This window comes from Hymenobacter sp. DG01 (assembly GCF_006352025.1).
Lineage (GTDB): Bacteria > Bacteroidota > Bacteroidia > Cytophagales > Hymenobacteraceae > Hymenobacter.
Genome location: NZ_CP040936.1, coordinates 1,824,292 through 1,840,188, shown reverse-complemented (window position 1 = coordinate 1,840,188; position 15,897 = coordinate 1,824,292). Strand labels below are relative to the sequence as shown.

The following is a 15,897-nucleotide window of genomic DNA, read 5'->3' as shown; positions in this document are numbered from 1 at the left end:
GTTAGGAATAAGAAGCGGGATATCAGAATATAAAAACGGTCATCCTGAGGAGCGCGAAGTGCCTCTACAGTTTTGTTGAGTTACTACTGCAATGACGCGGGAGAGGTCCTTCGGCTTCGGCTACTGCCTCAGGATGACAGGTAGTTAAGTTGCCGGAAAGCCGGACTTACTCTCCCCCCGCCCGATAGGCGGTGCGCAGCGTTTCGATGGCACGCTCCCGGGCAAACTTATGGTCGACAATGGGCTTTGGGTAGTCGCAGGTGCCAAACTCGGGTACCCATTGCCACACGTAGGCGAAGGTAGGGTCGTACTGTTCCTGTTGGCTCTGAGGGCTGTATACCCGGAACCAGGGGGCCGCTACTACCCCAGTGCCGGCCATCCACTGCCAGTTGCCCACGTTCTGGGCCATGTCATAATCCAGCAGCTTGTCGGCGAAGTACCGGTCGCCCCAGCGCCAGTCGATGAGCAGGTGCTTCACCAGAAAGCCCGCCGCGGCAATGCGCGCCCGATTGGGCATGTAGCCGGTTTGGTTTAGCTCGCGCATGCCGGCATCTACCAGGGGGTAACCCGTGCGGCCCTCGCACCAGGCCTGAAACTCCGCTTCGTTGTTGCGATAGGGCACCTGGCGCAGGCGCGGCTCAAAGCTTTCGGTGGCCGTGGCGGGGTAGTGCCAGAGCAGCATCATGAAGTAGTCGCGCCAGATGAGCTCGGCCAGCAGCTTCGGGTTTAGGTCCCGGGCCTGGCGCATGAGCTCTCGCACGCTCAGAGTGCCAAAGCGCAGGTGCACCGAGCGACGGGTGCTGCTGTCCACTCGGCCCGGCGAGTCGCGGGTAAGGTGGTAGTTGCGCACCAGCTCCTCGGGCGGCAGCTCGTTGGCAGGTACTTCCTGCCGAAACTCCTGGAATCCCATCTCGCTCAGGGTCGGGCGCGGCGGGGCCTGGGGCAGCTGGGCCAGGTTAGGGCCAGTATAAAGGTCAGCGGAGGGGTAGGGCTGTAGGTCCTCGTCGCGCAGCTTTTCCAGCCAGGCCTTGCGGTAGGCCCCAAACACCCGCGCCGGCTTTCCGGATTTGCCCAGTAGCTCGTTCTTGGCAAAGATGACTTGGTCCTTAAGGGCGTGAAACGCTACCCCGTGGCGGGCGGCCAACTCGGCTACGGCCGTGTCCCGCTCGGTGGCGTAGGGCTCGTAGTCCTCATTGGTGTAGATGGCCGCTACCTCGTGCTGACTCAGGAGTTGCTCGAAAACCTCCAGGGGCCGACCGAAAAACGCCAGAAATGTACCGCCTTGCTGCTCGGTCTGGCGAGCCAGGCGCTCCACTTCATCATAAATAAACGTCACCCTTGCGTCGCGGCGGGAGGGTAGCAGATCCAGAATTTCGCGGTCATAAATGAACAGGGGCACTACCGGGTGGCCGCTTTGCAGGGCCGCCGCGAGGCCGGCGTTGTCGTGCTGGCGTAGGTCGCGCCGGTGCCAGAACAGGGTGATGGGCATAGAGTAAAGCGTCAGAGCTAGCAATTAAACCAGAGGGTTGGGGCCCCGGCCGGGGGTAGGAGCCTCCGGTAGAAATAATATTCCGGGCACTACCCAAAAGCTACTTCAGTCGGCCCATACCGCCATCTACGGCGTGCACCTGCCCGGTGATGAAAGCGCTGTGGTCGGAGAGCAGAAAGGAAGTCATGTAAGCCAAATCCTGGGGCTCGCCGATGCGCTGCAAGGGGTGGCGCTTGGCTCCGGCTTCTACCTTCTCGGGCGTGCTGAGCAGGGCGGCGGCCAGGGGCGTGTTGGTCAGGGAAGGCGCTACGCAATTGACCCGGATGCCGCTGGCGGCGTACTCGGCGGCCAAGGCGCGGGTGAGGCCCTCCACGGCCGCCTTGGCCGTGGCAATGCTGGCGTGAAAGGCCATACCTGTATCGGCGGCTACCGTGCTAAATAGCACTACGGAGGCACCATTAGCCTTTTTCAGCCGCTTCATGCTGGCTTGCAGGATTTGCACCGCGCCCAGTACGTTCAGCTCAAAGTCGGCCCGAAAATCTTCCGTCGGAATCCGCTCGAAGGGGCGCAGCTTGATGGAGCCAGGGCAGTACACAACCCCGTGCAATACTTCAGGCAAGCCATCCAGAGCGGAGCCCAGGGGTTGCGTCACGTCCAGCTCCAGAAAAGTAGTGTTCAGCTCAGCCAGCTCCGGGGAGAGGTGGCGGGAGGCTGTGAACAGGTTTGCGTTCAGCTTATGTAGAAGTTGAGCCGTGGCCAGACCAATGCCGGACGAGGCCCCAACGAGGAGGATGTTCTTGTTCGCGAATTCCATATGTGGGTAGGCGGTAGATATGGTAGCAGAACTGAACTGTGGCATGAAGGTTTAGGAATATTTTCCTTTCTTATGGCAGCAGCCTAAGGAGTATATAGCAGCGAAATTTTATCAATTAGCAAAAATTCGCTAACTGTTCTGGGCTTCGTTCCGTAGCTTGCACCACGCCTTCCACTTCTACTCCCTACACCGCTTTCCACGATGAATATCCGTAAACTGCTGGTCGCCAACCGGGGCGAAATTGCCATTCGCGTTATGCGCGCCGCTACTGAGTTGGGCATTACCACGGTGGCCGTGTACACCTACGAAGACCGGTACTCCCTGCACCGCTACAAAGCCGATGAGGCCTACCAGATCGGGCGCGACGATGAGCCGCTGAAGCCCTACCTCGACATTGAAGGGCTGATTCGGGCAGCAAAGGAAAACGGCGTCGATGCCATTCACCCCGGCTATGGCTTCCTTTCGGAAAACGCCACGCTGGCCCGGCGCTGCCGCGAGGAAGGTATCATCTTCGTGGGGCCGCGGCCGGAAGTCATGGAAGCCCTCGGCGACAAGGTGGCCGCCAAGAAAGTGGCTGTGGAGTGCCAGGTGCCCATTATTGAAAGCAGCCTGCAGGACCTTACCGACTTTGAGGTGGCCCGCGAAGAAGCCCACCGCATTGGCTACCCCGTGATGCTGAAGGCTGCGGCTGGCGGCGGGGGTAGGGGTATGCGTGTGATTCGGGATGATGAGCAGTTGGAGAAAGGATTCTTCGAGGCCCGCAACGAGGCCCTAAAAGCCTTCGGCGACGATACCGTTTTTCTGGAGAAGTTCGTGGAGCGGCCCAAGCACATTGAGGTGCAGCTCGTGGCCGACAACTACGGCGGCCTCACCCACCTGTATGAGCGGGACTGCTCGGTGCAGCGGCGCTACCAGAAGGTAGTGGAGGTAGCGCCCTCGCTCAACCTGCCCGACCACATGCGCCACCTCTTATATGAGTACGCGCTGCGCCTAGGCCGGGCCGTGAACTACAACAACGTGGGCACCGTGGAATTTCTGGTGAACCCCGAGCACGACCGGATTTACTTTATCGAGGTGAACCCGCGCATTCAGGTAGAGCACACCGTTACGGAAATGATTACCGGCGTGGACCTGATTAAAACCCAGCTTCATGTGGCGGATGGCCGCCGCCTCACCGACCCCGAAATAGGGCTGGGGCCTGATGTGAAGCCGCCGAAAGTGGGGGTAGCCATTCAGTGCCGCATCACCACCGAAGACCCCGAGCAGGACTTCAAGCCCGACTACGGCACCATCACGGCCTACCGCTCCGCTGGCGGCTTCGGGATTCGCCTGGACCAAGGCTCGGTGTACACCGGGGTGCGCATCTCGCCTTTCTTTGATTCCCTGCTGGTGAAGGTGTCGGCCCAGGCGCCTACCCTGGAAGGCGCGGCCACCAAGATGGCCCGGACGCTGGACGAGTTCCGGGTGCGTGGGGTGAGCACCAACATCCAGTTTCTGCAGAACATCATTGCGCACCCCATTTTCATGGCCGGCGAGGCCAACGTGGACTTCATCAAAGACCACCCCGAGCTGTTCAAATTCAAAACCCGCCAGGACCGCGCCACTAAGGTCCTGAGCTTCCTGGGTAACGTCATCGTGAACGGCAACCCCGACGTGAAGGGCCATGTGGACCCCAAGCGCGAGCTGCGCAAGCCCCTGCTGCCCGAGGCCGACCTGACTTTAGCGCCCCCGCCTGGCACCAAGCAAAAGCTTACCGAGCTCGGCCCCGACGACTTTGCTCAGTGGTTGCGCCAGGAGAGGCAGATTCACTACACCGATACGACCCTGCGCGACGCCCACCAGAGCCTGTTGGCTACCCGCATGCGCACCTACGACATGCTGAAAGTGGCCGAGCGCTACGCCCGCCAGCATCCGCAAACCTTTTCCCTGGAGTGCTGGGGCGGCGCTACCTTCGACGTGGCCCTGCGCTTCCTGCACGAAGACCCCTGGGAGCGGCTGGCCAAGCTGCGCGCCGCCGTGCCCAACATCTTGCTCCAGATGCTGATCCGCGGGGCCAACGGCGTGGGCTACAAAGCCTACCCCGACAACCTCACCGAACGCTTCGTGCAGCAGGCCGCCGAAACCGGCATCGACGTGTTCCGCATCTTCGACTCCCTGAACTGGATGCCCGGTATGGAAGCCTGCATCGGCTTCGTGCGCAACAAGACGGACCGCCTGGCCGAAGCCGCCATCTGCTACACCGGCGACATTCTGGACCCCAAGCGCAACCAGAAATACAACCTGGACTACTACCTGCGCCTGGCCAAACAAATCGAGGACGCGGGCGCCCACATCCTGTGTATCAAGGACATGGCCGGCTTGTTAAAGCCCTACGCCGCCACCGAGCTGATTACGGCCCTGCGCGACACCATCAGCCTGCCCATTCACCTGCACACCCACGACACCAGCAGTTTACAGCCCGCTACCTACCTGAAAGCCGTGGAAGCTGGCGTCGATGTGATTGATGTGGCGCTGGGTAGCCTCTCGGGCCTTACGTCCCAGCCCAACTTCAACTCCGTGGTGGAAATGCTGCGCGGGCAGGAGCGCCACCGCGAGTTTGAGCAAGAGTCGCTCAACGAATTCAGCAACTACTGGGACACGGTGCGGGAGCATTACTACCCCTTCGAGTCGGGCCTGAAGGCGGGTACTTCGGAGGTATTCCAGCACGAAATTCCGGGTGGGCAGTACTCCAACCTGCGGCCCCAAGCGGCGGCCCTGGGTTTGCTGGATAAGTTTGAAACCATTAAGCACACCTTCGCCGATGTAAACCAGCTGTTCGGCGACATTGTGAAGGTAACTCCCTCCTCGAAAGTAGTCGGCGACATGGCCCTGTTCCTGGTGTCCAATAACCTGACTGCGGCCGACGTGCTGGAGAAAGGCCCGACCCTGAACTTCCCCGAATCGGTGCGGGAACTGTTCCGCGGCGACATCGGGCAGCCCGAAGGCGGCTGGCCCCAAGAGGTGCAGAAGGCCATTCTGAAAGACGAGCAGCCCTTCACCGACCGGCCCAACGAGCACCTGGCCCCCATCAACTTCGACCAGGAGTGGCAGCGGTTCGAGGAGAAGTTCGGGCAGCGCGGCAAGTTCACCGACGTGCTTTCCTGGCTGCTCTACCCCAAAGTGTTCGAGCAGTACTGGCAGCACCAGCAGCAGTACGGCGACGTGTCGGTGGTGCCTACCCCGGTGTTCTACTACGGCCTGCAGCTGGGCGAGGAAACCATCATCAACATTGCCCGCGGCAAAAGCATTATCGTGGGGTTGCAGAGCGTGGGCCCGGTAAACGAAGACGGCTGCCGCACCCTGTTCTTTACCCTCAACGGCCAGGGTCGCAACCTGGAAATCCGCGACAACTCGGTGGAAGTCAAGAAGGTGCAGAACCCGAAAATCGACAAGGCCAACCAGAAACAGATTGGAGCGCCGTTGCAAGGCCTGCTTTCCAAAGTACTGGTCGAGTCGGGGCAGCAGGTGCGCAAGAACTCGCCCCTGTTCATCATCGAAGCCATGAAGATGGAAACCACCATCACGGCCCAAGACGACACCACCGTACAGGCCGTGAACCTGCCTGAAGGCACCCTCGTGAATGCCGACGATTTGGTGCTGACCCTGGGGTAGGTTCGAAATTCAGCCGGAAACCAGTAGTTTAGAGAAAAGAACTCTCCCTCTTTTCCTTGTGCCCATGTCCTTTCGTTTTTCCGCAGTACTACTGGCGCTGGCTTTGCCTGTGGCCGCAGTTGAAACGGCCTATGCCCAGCAGCCGCAGATTGAGCAGGTTGGCGCCGCCGCCCAGGCCAACCTCAATGCCCTGGTAAACGGCTCCCCCACGGTGGTTCCGCGGGGCTCGGTAGAAGCCACCAAAGGCTCGCCCTACGCCGACAACCGCTGGCTGCCGGCTCGCCTGCGCATGACCAACAATGTGCCCCTGGCCCCCGTGCCGCTCAAGTACGACGTGCTCAATCAGCGCCTGCTCATGCGCCCCGTTAACCGGCCCAACGACTCCCTGCAGCTGGACGACCGGCTGCTGGCCAGCTTCGAGCTGGAGGAGCCGGCCCTTACGGCCACTGGCACCCGCAAGCGCCTGTTCCGGCGCTTTACCGAAGCTCCCGTGCCAACCCAGCGCACGGACTACGTGGAGGTGCTGCATGAGGGCAAATACGCGCTGCTGAAACGCTACGCCAAGGCCCTGCGCAAAGCCGATTTCCAGGGGGCCTACAGCACTGACCGGCGTTTCGATGAAATCGAGGACAAGTCAGCCTACTACCTGCGGCGCCCCGATGGTACCGTAGTGCCCGTAAAGCTGACGCTCAAGGCCCTGCAGGCTGCGGCCCCCGACCTGGCCGGCGCCCTGAAAGCTGCTCCCAAATCATCCTCCGCGAAAACCGATGCAGAGTGGACCGCAGTTCTCGCCGCCGCCGACAAATAGACGGGCTTCCTTGCCCCAAGACTTCCCAACGGGCTACTCTGGCAACCGCCGGGGTAGCCCGTTGGGCATTTTATTGTTTTTGGGCCAGTAGGGTAGCCAGGGTGTCAGAGGCTCCCTCGCCGTGCAGGTACAGGGTGTCGCCGCTGATACGGTAGAAGCGTGTGGCGGTCAGAGCGGCCATAAATCGGGTTTCGGTGGGCAGGTCCGGGCAGGCCATGCGGGTGGACAGCAGGGCGCCAAACCGCAGCTGGCCCTCGGCGGGCAGCTCGAAAGTACCCCGAAAACGGTTGCAGCCGGCCTGTCCTTGGGCCTGTTGCTCGGCGGCTCCCAACTGCATGTACACTTCCTGGGCCGGAGTGGGGGTGAGGGGCTGCCCGTTGAGCAGGCGCAGCGCCCAGTGCGTGCCCCGTAAAGGCGCTGCCGGGGTAGCGGCTGGTGTGCTGTTGCTGATGGCCGGCGCGGAGGTGGTAGCCCGCTGTGGCTGGCAGGCTCCCGCAAGCAGCAGGCAGCTCAGGAGGATGGAAGAAAGAACGGCCGGCTTGCGCATTGGGCAGTCAGACATAAACAACTCAGAAAAGTAAAGCCGTGGGCGGCTTCAGAATGAAACAATAGCTTCAGGATGAAACAAAATGGCTATTTTGGGCCATGAGAAATTTCTTCTTACTCTCCCTTTTATTCTATTGCGCGCATACGGCGGTCGGGCAGAAAAAAACAGCTCAAGTTGTCAAGGCTACCGTGTCGGCTGGCACGGTAGAGCGGGTTGTACGCACGCTGGCCGCCGATGATATGCAGGGCCGGGCCTCCGGCAAACCCGGTGGGCAAAAAGCGGCCCAGTTTCTGGCGGCCGAGTTTCAGCGCACCGGGTTGCAGCCCCTGCCGGGCCTGAAAGGCTTCGAGCAGAGCTTCCCGACCTACGAAATACGTACGGCCGCTGCCTTCGTATCCATTAACGGCACCAACCTCAGCCCCGACAAGATGCTGCTGGTGTCGGGGCAGCCTCACCTGAACTGGACCGAGGACGATGAGCCCGCAGCCCGCATCGTAACCGTTGGGGCCGATGGTAACCTTCTGCGCGAAGCCCGGCCCCTGCTGGAGCCCCGCGAAAACACCATTGTATTCGTTGATCCGGCCCAGGCCGCAGCCTTCAAGCGCCTGGCCGGCTACCTGCAGCGCGGCGGCCTGCGCCCCGAAAAGCCCGCGCCGTTTACCACCCTGTTTGTGCTGGGCGCTGCCCCGCCCGCGCCCCTGAAGTTCCGGGTGGCGGCCACCACCACCATCCGGACGGTGGAGCTGCGCAACATTGTGGGAATGCTACCGGGCAAAGATGCTGCCCGCGCCCCTGAGCAGGTAGTCTTCAGCGGCCATTACGACCACATCGGGATTCTGCCGGCCGTGCAGGGCGACTCCATTGCCAACGGTGCCGACGATGACGCCAGCGGCACCTCGGCCGTAGTAGCCTTGGCCGAGTACTTCAAGCAGAAAAATGACAACGCCCGCTCCCTCGTATTCGTGGCCTTCGTAGCCGAGGAAATCGGGGGCTTTGGGGCGCGCTACTTCTCCCAGCAGCTGGACCCCAAGCAGGTGGTGGCCATGTTTAACATTGAAATGATTGGCAAAGAGGCGAAGTTCGGTCCCAACTCCGCCTTTATCACGGGCTTCGATAAGTCGGATTTTGGCAAGCTGCTGCAGGAAGGCGCCAAGGGCACTACCTTCCGTTTCGAGCCCGACCCCTATCCCGAGCAAAACCTGTTCTACCGCTCCGACAACGCCACCCTGGCCCGCCTGGGCGTGCCGGCCCACACCATCAGCACCGACCAGATTCCGGACGATAAACGCTACCACAGCGTGGACGATGAAGTGGAAAGCCTGAACCTAGTAAATATGACCAACGTCATCTCGGCCATCGGCCGCAGCGCCGCCGGCATCATCAGCGGCCAGCAAACCCCCACGCGCATCGCTCCGGAATCGGTGAAGCAGTAAATAAGGGAATAAGTGAAGTGTCATGGCGAGTGAAGCGCCGCCATCCTTCCTCTTTACCTGTGATAAGCCTGATAAAGGAACAAGCCCTTATTTCCAGCACGGAGGTAAGGGCTTGTCACATGTTAAGAGGTAGCACATTGGTCAGGAAGGATGGCTTCGTCGTGCCTCCTCGCCATGACAACGCGCCTTTACTCAATCACTCATTCACAGTTTCACTATTTGCCTAGGCGCATGCTCAGGCCGGCCCCTACATTGAAGCCGCCCGCTGCGGGCGTCAGGCCGTGGGCCGCCGTCACGTCCAGGCGCAAACCGGGGGTAGGGCGGAAGAACAGACCCGAGGTGAGGCCCGGCCGCCAGCCTTGTTGGCGCTGCCAGGTGGCGTACGTCTCGGCAAAGAAGCCCAGGTGGTTGTTGGCGGAAATCGGGCCGTTGAGGGCCAGGGTCGTCAGGTACTGGCCCTGCTTGGTGCCTTCGGCCTTAAAGCCCTGCTGCCGGAAGCCCAGGTTGCCTTCCAGCCCAAACCGCTGCCCTAGCTGCTGCGACACCAACAGGCGGGCGCCGGGCTCGAACTGCTTGTTCTGGAAGGAGGCATCGCCGTTGCGCAGGTTCATATCGAAGAGCACTACCACCTGGGAGCGGGCGTTCTGCACCGTGGAGGCCAGAAACTTCGCCCCTACGTTCAGCGGCGCGAAGCCCGCCGGGCCGGCAAATGGGGTAGGAGCCCCTTCGGCCGTGAGCGGGCGGGTAGCAGGCGTAAGCAGATAGTTCTGGGTGGCGCGCAGCTCAATGTGGTTGAAAAAACCTACCCGCAAGGTACTACCCCAGGCCGTGCGCCCGGCGTAGCCTACGCTGCTACCCCCGTCATAGCGGGTAAGGCCGGTTTCTAACTGAAACTGGCCCGGATAGAGCATGTTGGTGGTGATGGTCTGACCCGGCCGGTCGGGGCGGATGAGGCGCACAAACGGCGACTCCTCATTGCCGAGGTTGGGGTCAGTGGTTTGGGCCAGGGTGCAGGCCGGGCCGGCAAGCAGCAGCGTGCCAGCGGTCAGCAGAGTGGTCATTCGCATGCTTACTCCGACGCCAGCCACGCCATAATAGTTCGATTTTACAAAGATGATGTAACTCTGTTGGGTTATTTACGTGATAACCCGCTGCTCTGAAAACAGCCTCCTAGAAGCACTATTCTGAGAAAATTGGTTAATAAAAAGGCCGGAATATTGTTCCGGCCTTTTTAAAAAAATCAAGAAAAATCAGGGGCTTACTGAGCCTGCCTGATGGCCTGCATAGCGGCCTGCACTTTGGCTTTTTGGTCAGCGGGTTTGTTCTGCTGCACCTTGTCCAGCATAGCCAGGATGGGCTCATCTACCCCGTACTTCTTGTACTGCACGGCCAGCTTCTGCAGGCGTTCAACACCTTCATTCAGCACGGTAGCATCGTTCAGGCGCGACATGAAGCCTACCAGGCTTTCCAGCATCTGAAACTTGCCCTGGGGACCGGCCGCATCGAACTGGTCGCGTACGTAGGCCCAGGTGCTGGCGTCGCCGTACTCAGCGTACACGGCGGCTACGGCAGCGGCAACGGTCCCATTCGCGTCTTTCTGGAGGGCCTGCGCTTTCGCCAGGGCCTGCTTGGGCTGCACCGAAGCCAGGCCCTGCAGGGCCGCGCCCTGCACTGCGTACGACTGGCTGTTGAGTGCCTGCGTGAAGGCTTTCGTATCCTTTTTGTCGCCCAGCTCACCCAGGGCCAGCAGCATAGCCGCCTGGTTGTTGGTGTTCTTTTCCTGGGCCAGCTGCTTGCGGATGGCAGGTGCAGCGGCTTTCTGCACAGCTTTGTCGTCGAGCTTCAAACCAGAGAGAGCCGAGAGGCGCAGGCCGGCGTACTTGTCGCTGAGGGCCGTGAGCAGAAGCTGGCGGGCGGCAGCGTCGGTGGGGGGCAGTTGGGCAGCGGCCGCTACAGCCTCCCGACGATCCACGAAACGCGGGGCGTTTTTGTACTGGTAAGCGTACTCGGCGAAGGGCTTGTTGTCGGTTTTTTGCCACAACAGCACCTTATCAGCATCCACGTTCACCAGGTTAGGCTTGCTGGCGGCCGGGAAGCGGAACGTTTGAGTTGCCTGGCGCATCACTACTTGATGGCGCTGAGCTTTGCCGTTCACGTACACATCCACGGCCATGGGCAGCTGGAATACCTGGCCGGGCTGAGTTTGCTTGATAGTAACCGTCTGCTCCTTGCGGCCGGCATCGTAAGCGTAGTCGATGGTAACTACTGGATGGCCGGCGCTGAAGTACCACTGGTTGAAAAACCAGTTCAGATCCTGGCCCGATACAGCTTCCAGGGCTAAGCGCAGCTGGTGGGCTTCGCCGTTGCCGAACTTGTTGTCGGTGAGGTACTTTTTCAGGCCGGCAAAGAATACATCATCGGTGAGGTAGTTGCGCAGCATGTTCAGGATCTGGCCGCCCTTCTGGTAGCTCACCAAATCAAACATGTCTTCCTTGTCGGCGTAGTGGAAGCGCACGAGGTGCTTCTGGGCATCGGCGGGGCTGCGCAGATAGTTGCGCATGTTCATGTAGGCGTGGGCGTCGCCGGCGTCCTGGCCGTACTTGTACTCGGCCCACAAGGCTTCTGAAAAGTCGGCAAATGACTCATTTACCGTCAGGTTGCTCCAGCTTTCCGCCGTTACCAGGTCGCCGAACCATTGGTGGAACAACTCGTGGGCAATAACCGACTCGCCGTTGGCGTACTCGGCATCCAGCAAGCCGCGGGCATCTTTCTGCAGAAATTCCCCGTGCAGAGTTGCCGAGGTGTTTTCCATGGCCCCGCTCACGTAGTCGCGCACCACTACCTGCGCGTACTTATTCCAGGCGTAATCTACCCCCAGACGCTGGGAGAAAAACTCCAGCATTTCGGGCGTATTGCCAAAAATCTGCTTGGCGAAGGGCGCGTACTTGGGCTCGAGGTAATAGCTTACTTCCTTGCCCCGCCAGGTATCCTTGGTAATCTTGAAGTCGCCCACGGCCATCATGAAGAGGTAGGGCGAGTGAGGCAGCTCCTGCTTCCAGGTGTCGGTGCGGGTGCCGTCGGGGTTGTTTTTCTGGCTGGTCAGGGCCCCGTTGCTGAGCGTGACGTAGCGGGCAGGCACCGTCATACTGATTTCAGCGGTGGTTTTCTGGTTTGGCTTGTCGATGGTGGGGAACCACGCCGAGGAGGCTTCCGTCTCGCCCTGGGTCCAGATTTGGCGAGGCTTGCCGGCCTCGGTGCTGTCGGGGTTGATGAAGTACAGTCCTTTGGCGTCGGTAATGGCTTGGCTGCCCTTGGTTTTCAGTTCATCGGGCTTGGCCACGTACTCAATGTACACGGTGTACTGCTGGCCGGGCGTGTAAAGCTTATCCAGGTGCACTAACATCTGCTCCTGGTTGTAGTCGAACTTCAGCGTTTTGGTATCGTTGCCGTTTACCATCGTCACCGACTTGATATCCATGCCTTTCGCATCGAGGCGCAGGGAATCAGTAGCGTAGGCCACGGGCTGCAATGTCACCCACTCGCGGCCCAGCAGCTGACGCTTGGAGTAGTCGAAGCGCACATCCAGCTTGGTGTGCACCAGGGCGTTGACTTTGCGGGCGGTTTCGCGGTAGGGGAGGGTAGCGGCGGAATCGGGGCGGGCGACAGGCGACTGGGCCAGGGCGGGCATAGCACCCAGCAGGCCGAGGCTCAGCAGAAAAGCTTTCGTCATGAAATAAGAAGCAAGGATTGGGCTGCTAGTTGCAAACTTTTCTGCACAGATGCGCCAGAAATCGGCTTGGTTGCACGGCAGGGGGTAGGGCCTACCTAGCGTAGAAAAAACTCCTACCCCCGAAACAAACAAGAGCCGGCCAAAAGCCGACTCTTGTTTATCCACTAAACCAATTACCCCTTAATGCACCAGCACAGGTGGCTGGTGCCGCTCGGGGTGGAGCGTAAAGTCGTCGGCATATTTGGAATGCTCGGCGCGGTAGGCTTTTTCGAAAATGAGTGGGAAGATGAATAGGGTCAGCAGGGTTCCGGTAATCAGGCCGCCAATCACCACAATAGCCAGGGGCTTGGAGGTTTCGGAGCCGATGCCGGTGCTGAGGGCAGCGGGCAGCAGCCCGATGGTTGCCATCAGGGCCGTCATCACCACGGGGCGGACGCGGCTGGTGACGCCCTCGTGGATGCTCCGGTCGAGGCTGAGCTTGCGGGCCATGTTCTGCTTGAACACCGAAATCAGAATTACCCCGTTCTGAATACAGATGCCAAACAAGGCGATAAACCCAATACCGGCCGAGATGCTGAAGTTGGTGTGGGTGATGAGCAAGGCCGCAATACCGCCGATAATGGCGAAGGGCACGTTCAGTAGCACCAGGCCCGCATCTTTCAGGTTGCCGAACAGAATGAACAGGATAAAGAAAATCAGGGCCAGGGACACGGGCACTACCTGGGCGAGGCGCTCGGTGGCGCGGCGCTGGTTTTCAAAGTCGCCGGTCCACTTCATGCTGTAGCCTTTGGGTAGGCTAACCACTTGCTCCACCTTTTTCTGGGCTTCTTCGATGGTGCTACCCATGTCGCGGCCCCGAATGCTAAACTTCACAGCGGCAAAGCGCTGGTTATCGTCGCGGTAGATGAGGCTGGGGCCGTTCACGGTGCCGATGGTAGCAATTTCGGAGAGCGGAATGGTTTTGCCGCTTTGGGTGGGCACCATCAGGGCCGCAATGCGCTCCGGGGTTTGGCGGAACTGCTCCTGGTAGCGCACCCGAATAGGGAATTTTCGCTCGCCCTCGTACATCTGGGAGGCCTGTTTGCCGCCCACAGCCATTTCCAGCACCGCATTGGCGTCGGCCTTGCTTACGCCGTAGCTGGCCATGCGCTGCTCATCCAGCTCTACGTGCAGCTCGGGCTGGCCAATGTTGCGTAGCACGCCCAGGTCGTCGATGCCCTTGATGTGACGGAGTACGCCGTACACCTGCCGGGCCTTTTCTTCCATCAGCCTCAAGTCGGTGCCATAGATTTTCACGGCAATGGAGCCTTTCACGCCTGAAGCGGCTTCCTCCACGTTGTCGGTGATGGGCTGAGAGAAGTTGAAGTTCACGCCGGGGAAGCGGGCCAGCTTTTCCTTCATGTGCTCAATCAGGGCCTCGCGCTTGTCTTTGTGCTTCATCTCGGCCTGCACTTCGGGCGTGTGCTTGAGTTGCACCAGAAACTCGTTGTTGTAGAAGCCCGTCGGGTCGGTGCCGTCGTTGGGGCGGCCGGTTTGGCTTACCACGTCGCCTACCTGCGGAAATGAGAGAAACACCCGGCGCATTTCGTTGCAGAGCTTGTTGCTTTCATCCAGGGAAATGCTCAGCGGCAGCTGGGCCCGTACGTAAATGGAGCCTTCGTTCAACTCGGGCAAGAACTCGGAGCCCAGGAAGTGGAAGCAGCCCAGCCCCAGCACTACCGTGACGGTGGCAAACAACAGACTGGCTGTTTTACGGGCGTAGGTAAAGGAAAAGAACCGCTCGGAGCCACGGTTAATGCCGCGCACGAAGAAGTTATCCTTCTCCACCACGTTCTTTTTCAGCAGAATGCTCGTGAGCACCGGTACCAGCGTGAGCGTGAAGATGAGCGCGCCCAGCAGAGCAAAGCCCAGCGTCCAGGCCAGGGGCGAGAACACCTTGCCCTCTACCTTTTCAAAGGAGAAAATGGGTAGCAGGGCCGTGATGATGATGGCTTTGGAGAAGAAAATGGCCTTGCCCATGTCGCGGCCGGTTTTCTTGATCAGGCCCAGCTTGGCGAGCTTGTTGAACCGCTCCATGCCCATTCGGTGGGCCTTATGGTCGAGGGCCACGAATAGCCCTTCCACCATCACCACCGCGCCGTCGATGATGATGCCGAAGTCAATGGCCCCCATGCTCAGCAGGTTGGCCGACATGCCTTTTAGGCGCAGACAGATGAAGGCAAAGAGCAGGGCCAGCGGAATAATTACCGATACGATAACCGTAGTGCGCCAGTCGGCCATGAACACGAACACGATAACCGTCACCAGAATAATGCCTTCCAGCAGGTTGTGAATTACGGTTTCGGTGGAGAAATCAATGAGCTGCTGCCGGTCGTAGAAGCTCTGGATCTTCACATCGGACGGCAGAATCTTATCGTTGAGCAGGGCCACTTTCTCCTGGAGGCGAGCAATAACTTCCGAGGGGTTTTCGCCTTTGCGCATTACCACAATGCCTTCCAGCACGTCGTCGTTCAGGCCCCGGCCTACCTTGCCCAAACGCGGCAACGCCGACTCGTGCACCACGGCCACGTCCTTCACCAGAATCGGGGCGCCGTTCACGTTCTTGATGACCGTATTATTGATGTCGCCGATGTTATTGAGCAGGCCAATGCCGCGCACCACGTAGTTCTGCTGGCCCTCGTTTATCACGTCGCCGCCCACGTTGATGTTGCTGCGCTGAATGGCATTGTAGAGGTCCAGGGGGGTAAGGCTCAGGGCCTGAAGCTTACCGGGGTTCACCGATATTTCGTAGTCCTTTACCTCGCCCCCGAAGGAGTTGACGTCGGCCACGCCAGGCACCGCCTTCAGGTTGCGCTCTACCACCCAATCCTGCAGGGTTTTCAGCTCGCGGGTGGTTTTGTTCTTGCTCTTGAGGGTGTAGCGGAAAATCTCGCCGGTGGGGCCGTAAGGCGGCTGCACGTCGGGGTCGGCGCCTTCGGGTAGGTCGGCCTGGTCAAGCAGGTTATTGACCTGCACGCGGGCAAAAGCATCGTCCACGCCATCATCGAAAATCACCTTCACCACCGACAGCCCGAAGAGGGTCGTGCTCCGGATGCTGGTTTTCTTTTGTACCGGGTTCAGGGCAATTTCAATGGGAGCCGTCACGAACTTCTCAATCTCCTCGGCCGAGCGGCCGGGCCACTGCGTGATGATGGTAATTTCGGTGTTCGTGACGTCGGGGAAGGCTTCAATGGGGGTGTTCCGGTAGCTCATGACCCCGGCCACAATCACGACCAGCGTCATCAGGAACACAAAGCCCCGATTCTTGAGCGAAAAGGCAATAATGCCCTGGATGAATTTATTCATTTTCTTGAGCTGTTAGCTGATGGCTATTAGCTGGGAGCTTTTTCAGAAGGCAAAGCGCAGCCAATCGGCTGAAAAATCAG

At 59.9% G+C, this 15,897-nt stretch carries 9 protein-coding genes; 3 read left to right on the top strand and 6 right to left on the bottom strand.

Going from position 1 to position 15,897, the window contains the following annotated elements:
• Positions 1–166 precede the first annotated feature (166 nt).
• Together FGZ14_RS07865 and FGZ14_RS07860 are read right to left on the bottom strand one after the other, a co-directional pair.
• The gene (locus FGZ14_RS07865) at positions 167–1,489 is read right to left on the bottom strand and encodes a deoxyribodipyrimidine photo-lyase (protein WP_139923041.1); all 1,323 of its coding nucleotides are present in this window, start codon (positions 1,487–1,489) and stop codon (positions 167–169) included.
• A gap of 100 nt (positions 1,490–1,589) precedes the next feature.
• Complete coding sequence (locus FGZ14_RS07860) at positions 1,590–2,303, bottom strand: SDR family NAD(P)-dependent oxidoreductase (protein ID WP_139923039.1); 714 nt, start codon at positions 2,301–2,303, stop codon at positions 1,590–1,592.
• 201 nt (positions 2,304–2,504) lie between these two features.
• Between FGZ14_RS07860 and FGZ14_RS07855 the strand changes: the two genes are divergently transcribed.
• Together FGZ14_RS07855 and FGZ14_RS07850 are read left to right on the top strand one after the other, a co-directional pair.
• A complete protein-coding gene (locus FGZ14_RS07855; protein WP_139923037.1) occupies positions 2,505–5,954 on the top strand; it encodes a pyruvate carboxylase in 3,450 nt (1,149 codons plus the stop codon).
• A 64-nt stretch (positions 5,955–6,018) separates the two neighbouring features.
• The gene (locus FGZ14_RS07850) at positions 6,019–6,762 is read left to right on the top strand and encodes a hypothetical protein (protein WP_139923035.1); all 744 of its coding nucleotides are present in this window, start codon (positions 6,019–6,021) and stop codon (positions 6,760–6,762) included.
• 70 nt (positions 6,763–6,832) lie between these two features.
• Here FGZ14_RS07850 and FGZ14_RS07845 read toward each other — a convergent pair whose 3' ends face one another.
• The gene (locus FGZ14_RS07845; protein ID WP_139923033.1) at positions 6,833–7,324 is read right to left on the bottom strand and encodes an META domain-containing protein; all 492 of its coding nucleotides are present in this window, start codon (positions 7,322–7,324) and stop codon (positions 6,833–6,835) included.
• A 173-nt stretch (positions 7,325–7,497) separates the two neighbouring features.
• Here FGZ14_RS07845 and FGZ14_RS07840 point away from each other — a divergent pair, with 173 nt between their 5' ends.
• Positions 7,498–8,742 (top strand): M20/M25/M40 family metallo-hydrolase, encoded by a 1,245-nt coding sequence (locus FGZ14_RS07840; protein WP_180754535.1) that lies wholly within the window; start codon positions 7,498–7,500, stop codon positions 8,740–8,742.
• A gap of 215 nt (positions 8,743–8,957) precedes the next feature.
• Here FGZ14_RS07840 and FGZ14_RS07835 read toward each other — a convergent pair whose 3' ends face one another.
• The 3 genes from FGZ14_RS07835 to FGZ14_RS07825 all read right to left on the bottom strand — a co-directional run bounded on the left by FGZ14_RS07835 (position 8,958) and on the right by FGZ14_RS07825 (position 15,817).
• On the bottom strand, positions 8,958–9,803 hold the full coding sequence (locus FGZ14_RS07835) for a transporter (protein ID WP_180754534.1): 846 nt from the start codon (positions 9,801–9,803) through the stop codon (positions 8,958–8,960).
• Positions 9,804–10,000: 197 nt separating this feature from the next.
• Entirely contained in the window at positions 10,001–12,472 is a 2,472-nt protein-coding gene (locus FGZ14_RS07830; protein ID WP_139923028.1) for a M1 family aminopeptidase, read from the bottom strand.
• 180 nt (positions 12,473–12,652) lie between these two features.
• On the bottom strand, positions 12,653–15,817 hold the full coding sequence (locus FGZ14_RS07825; RefSeq protein WP_139923026.1) for an efflux RND transporter permease subunit: 3,165 nt from the start codon (positions 15,815–15,817) through the stop codon (positions 12,653–12,655).
• Positions 15,818–15,897: the final 80 nt, after the last annotated feature.

Bases quoted from the DNA above. Each gene is read 5' to 3' on its own strand.
- FGZ14_RS07865 (WP_139923041.1), bottom strand. From the start codon at position 1,489: ATGCCCATCACCCTGTTCTGGCACCGGCGCGACCTACGCCAGCACGAC.
- FGZ14_RS07860 (WP_139923039.1), bottom strand. From the start codon at position 2,303: ATGGAATTCGCGAACAAGAACATCCTCCTCGTTGGGGCCTCGTCCGGC.
- FGZ14_RS07855 (WP_139923037.1), top strand. From the start codon at position 2,505: ATGAATATCCGTAAACTGCTGGTCGCCAACCGGGGCGAAATTGCCATT.
- FGZ14_RS07850 (WP_139923035.1), top strand. From the start codon at position 6,019: ATGTCCTTTCGTTTTTCCGCAGTACTACTGGCGCTGGCTTTGCCTGTG.
- FGZ14_RS07845 (WP_139923033.1), bottom strand. From the start codon at position 7,324: ATGTCTGACTGCCCAATGCGCAAGCCGGCCGTTCTTTCTTCCATCCTC.
- FGZ14_RS07835 (WP_180754534.1), bottom strand. From the start codon at position 9,803: ATGACCACTCTGCTGACCGCTGGCACGCTGCTGCTTGCCGGCCCGGCC.
- FGZ14_RS07830 (WP_139923028.1), bottom strand. From the start codon at position 12,472: ATGACGAAAGCTTTTCTGCTGAGCCTCGGCCTGCTGGGTGCTATGCCC.
- FGZ14_RS07825 (WP_139923026.1), bottom strand. From the start codon at position 15,817: ATGAATAAATTCATCCAGGGCATTATTGCCTTTTCGCTCAAGAATCGG.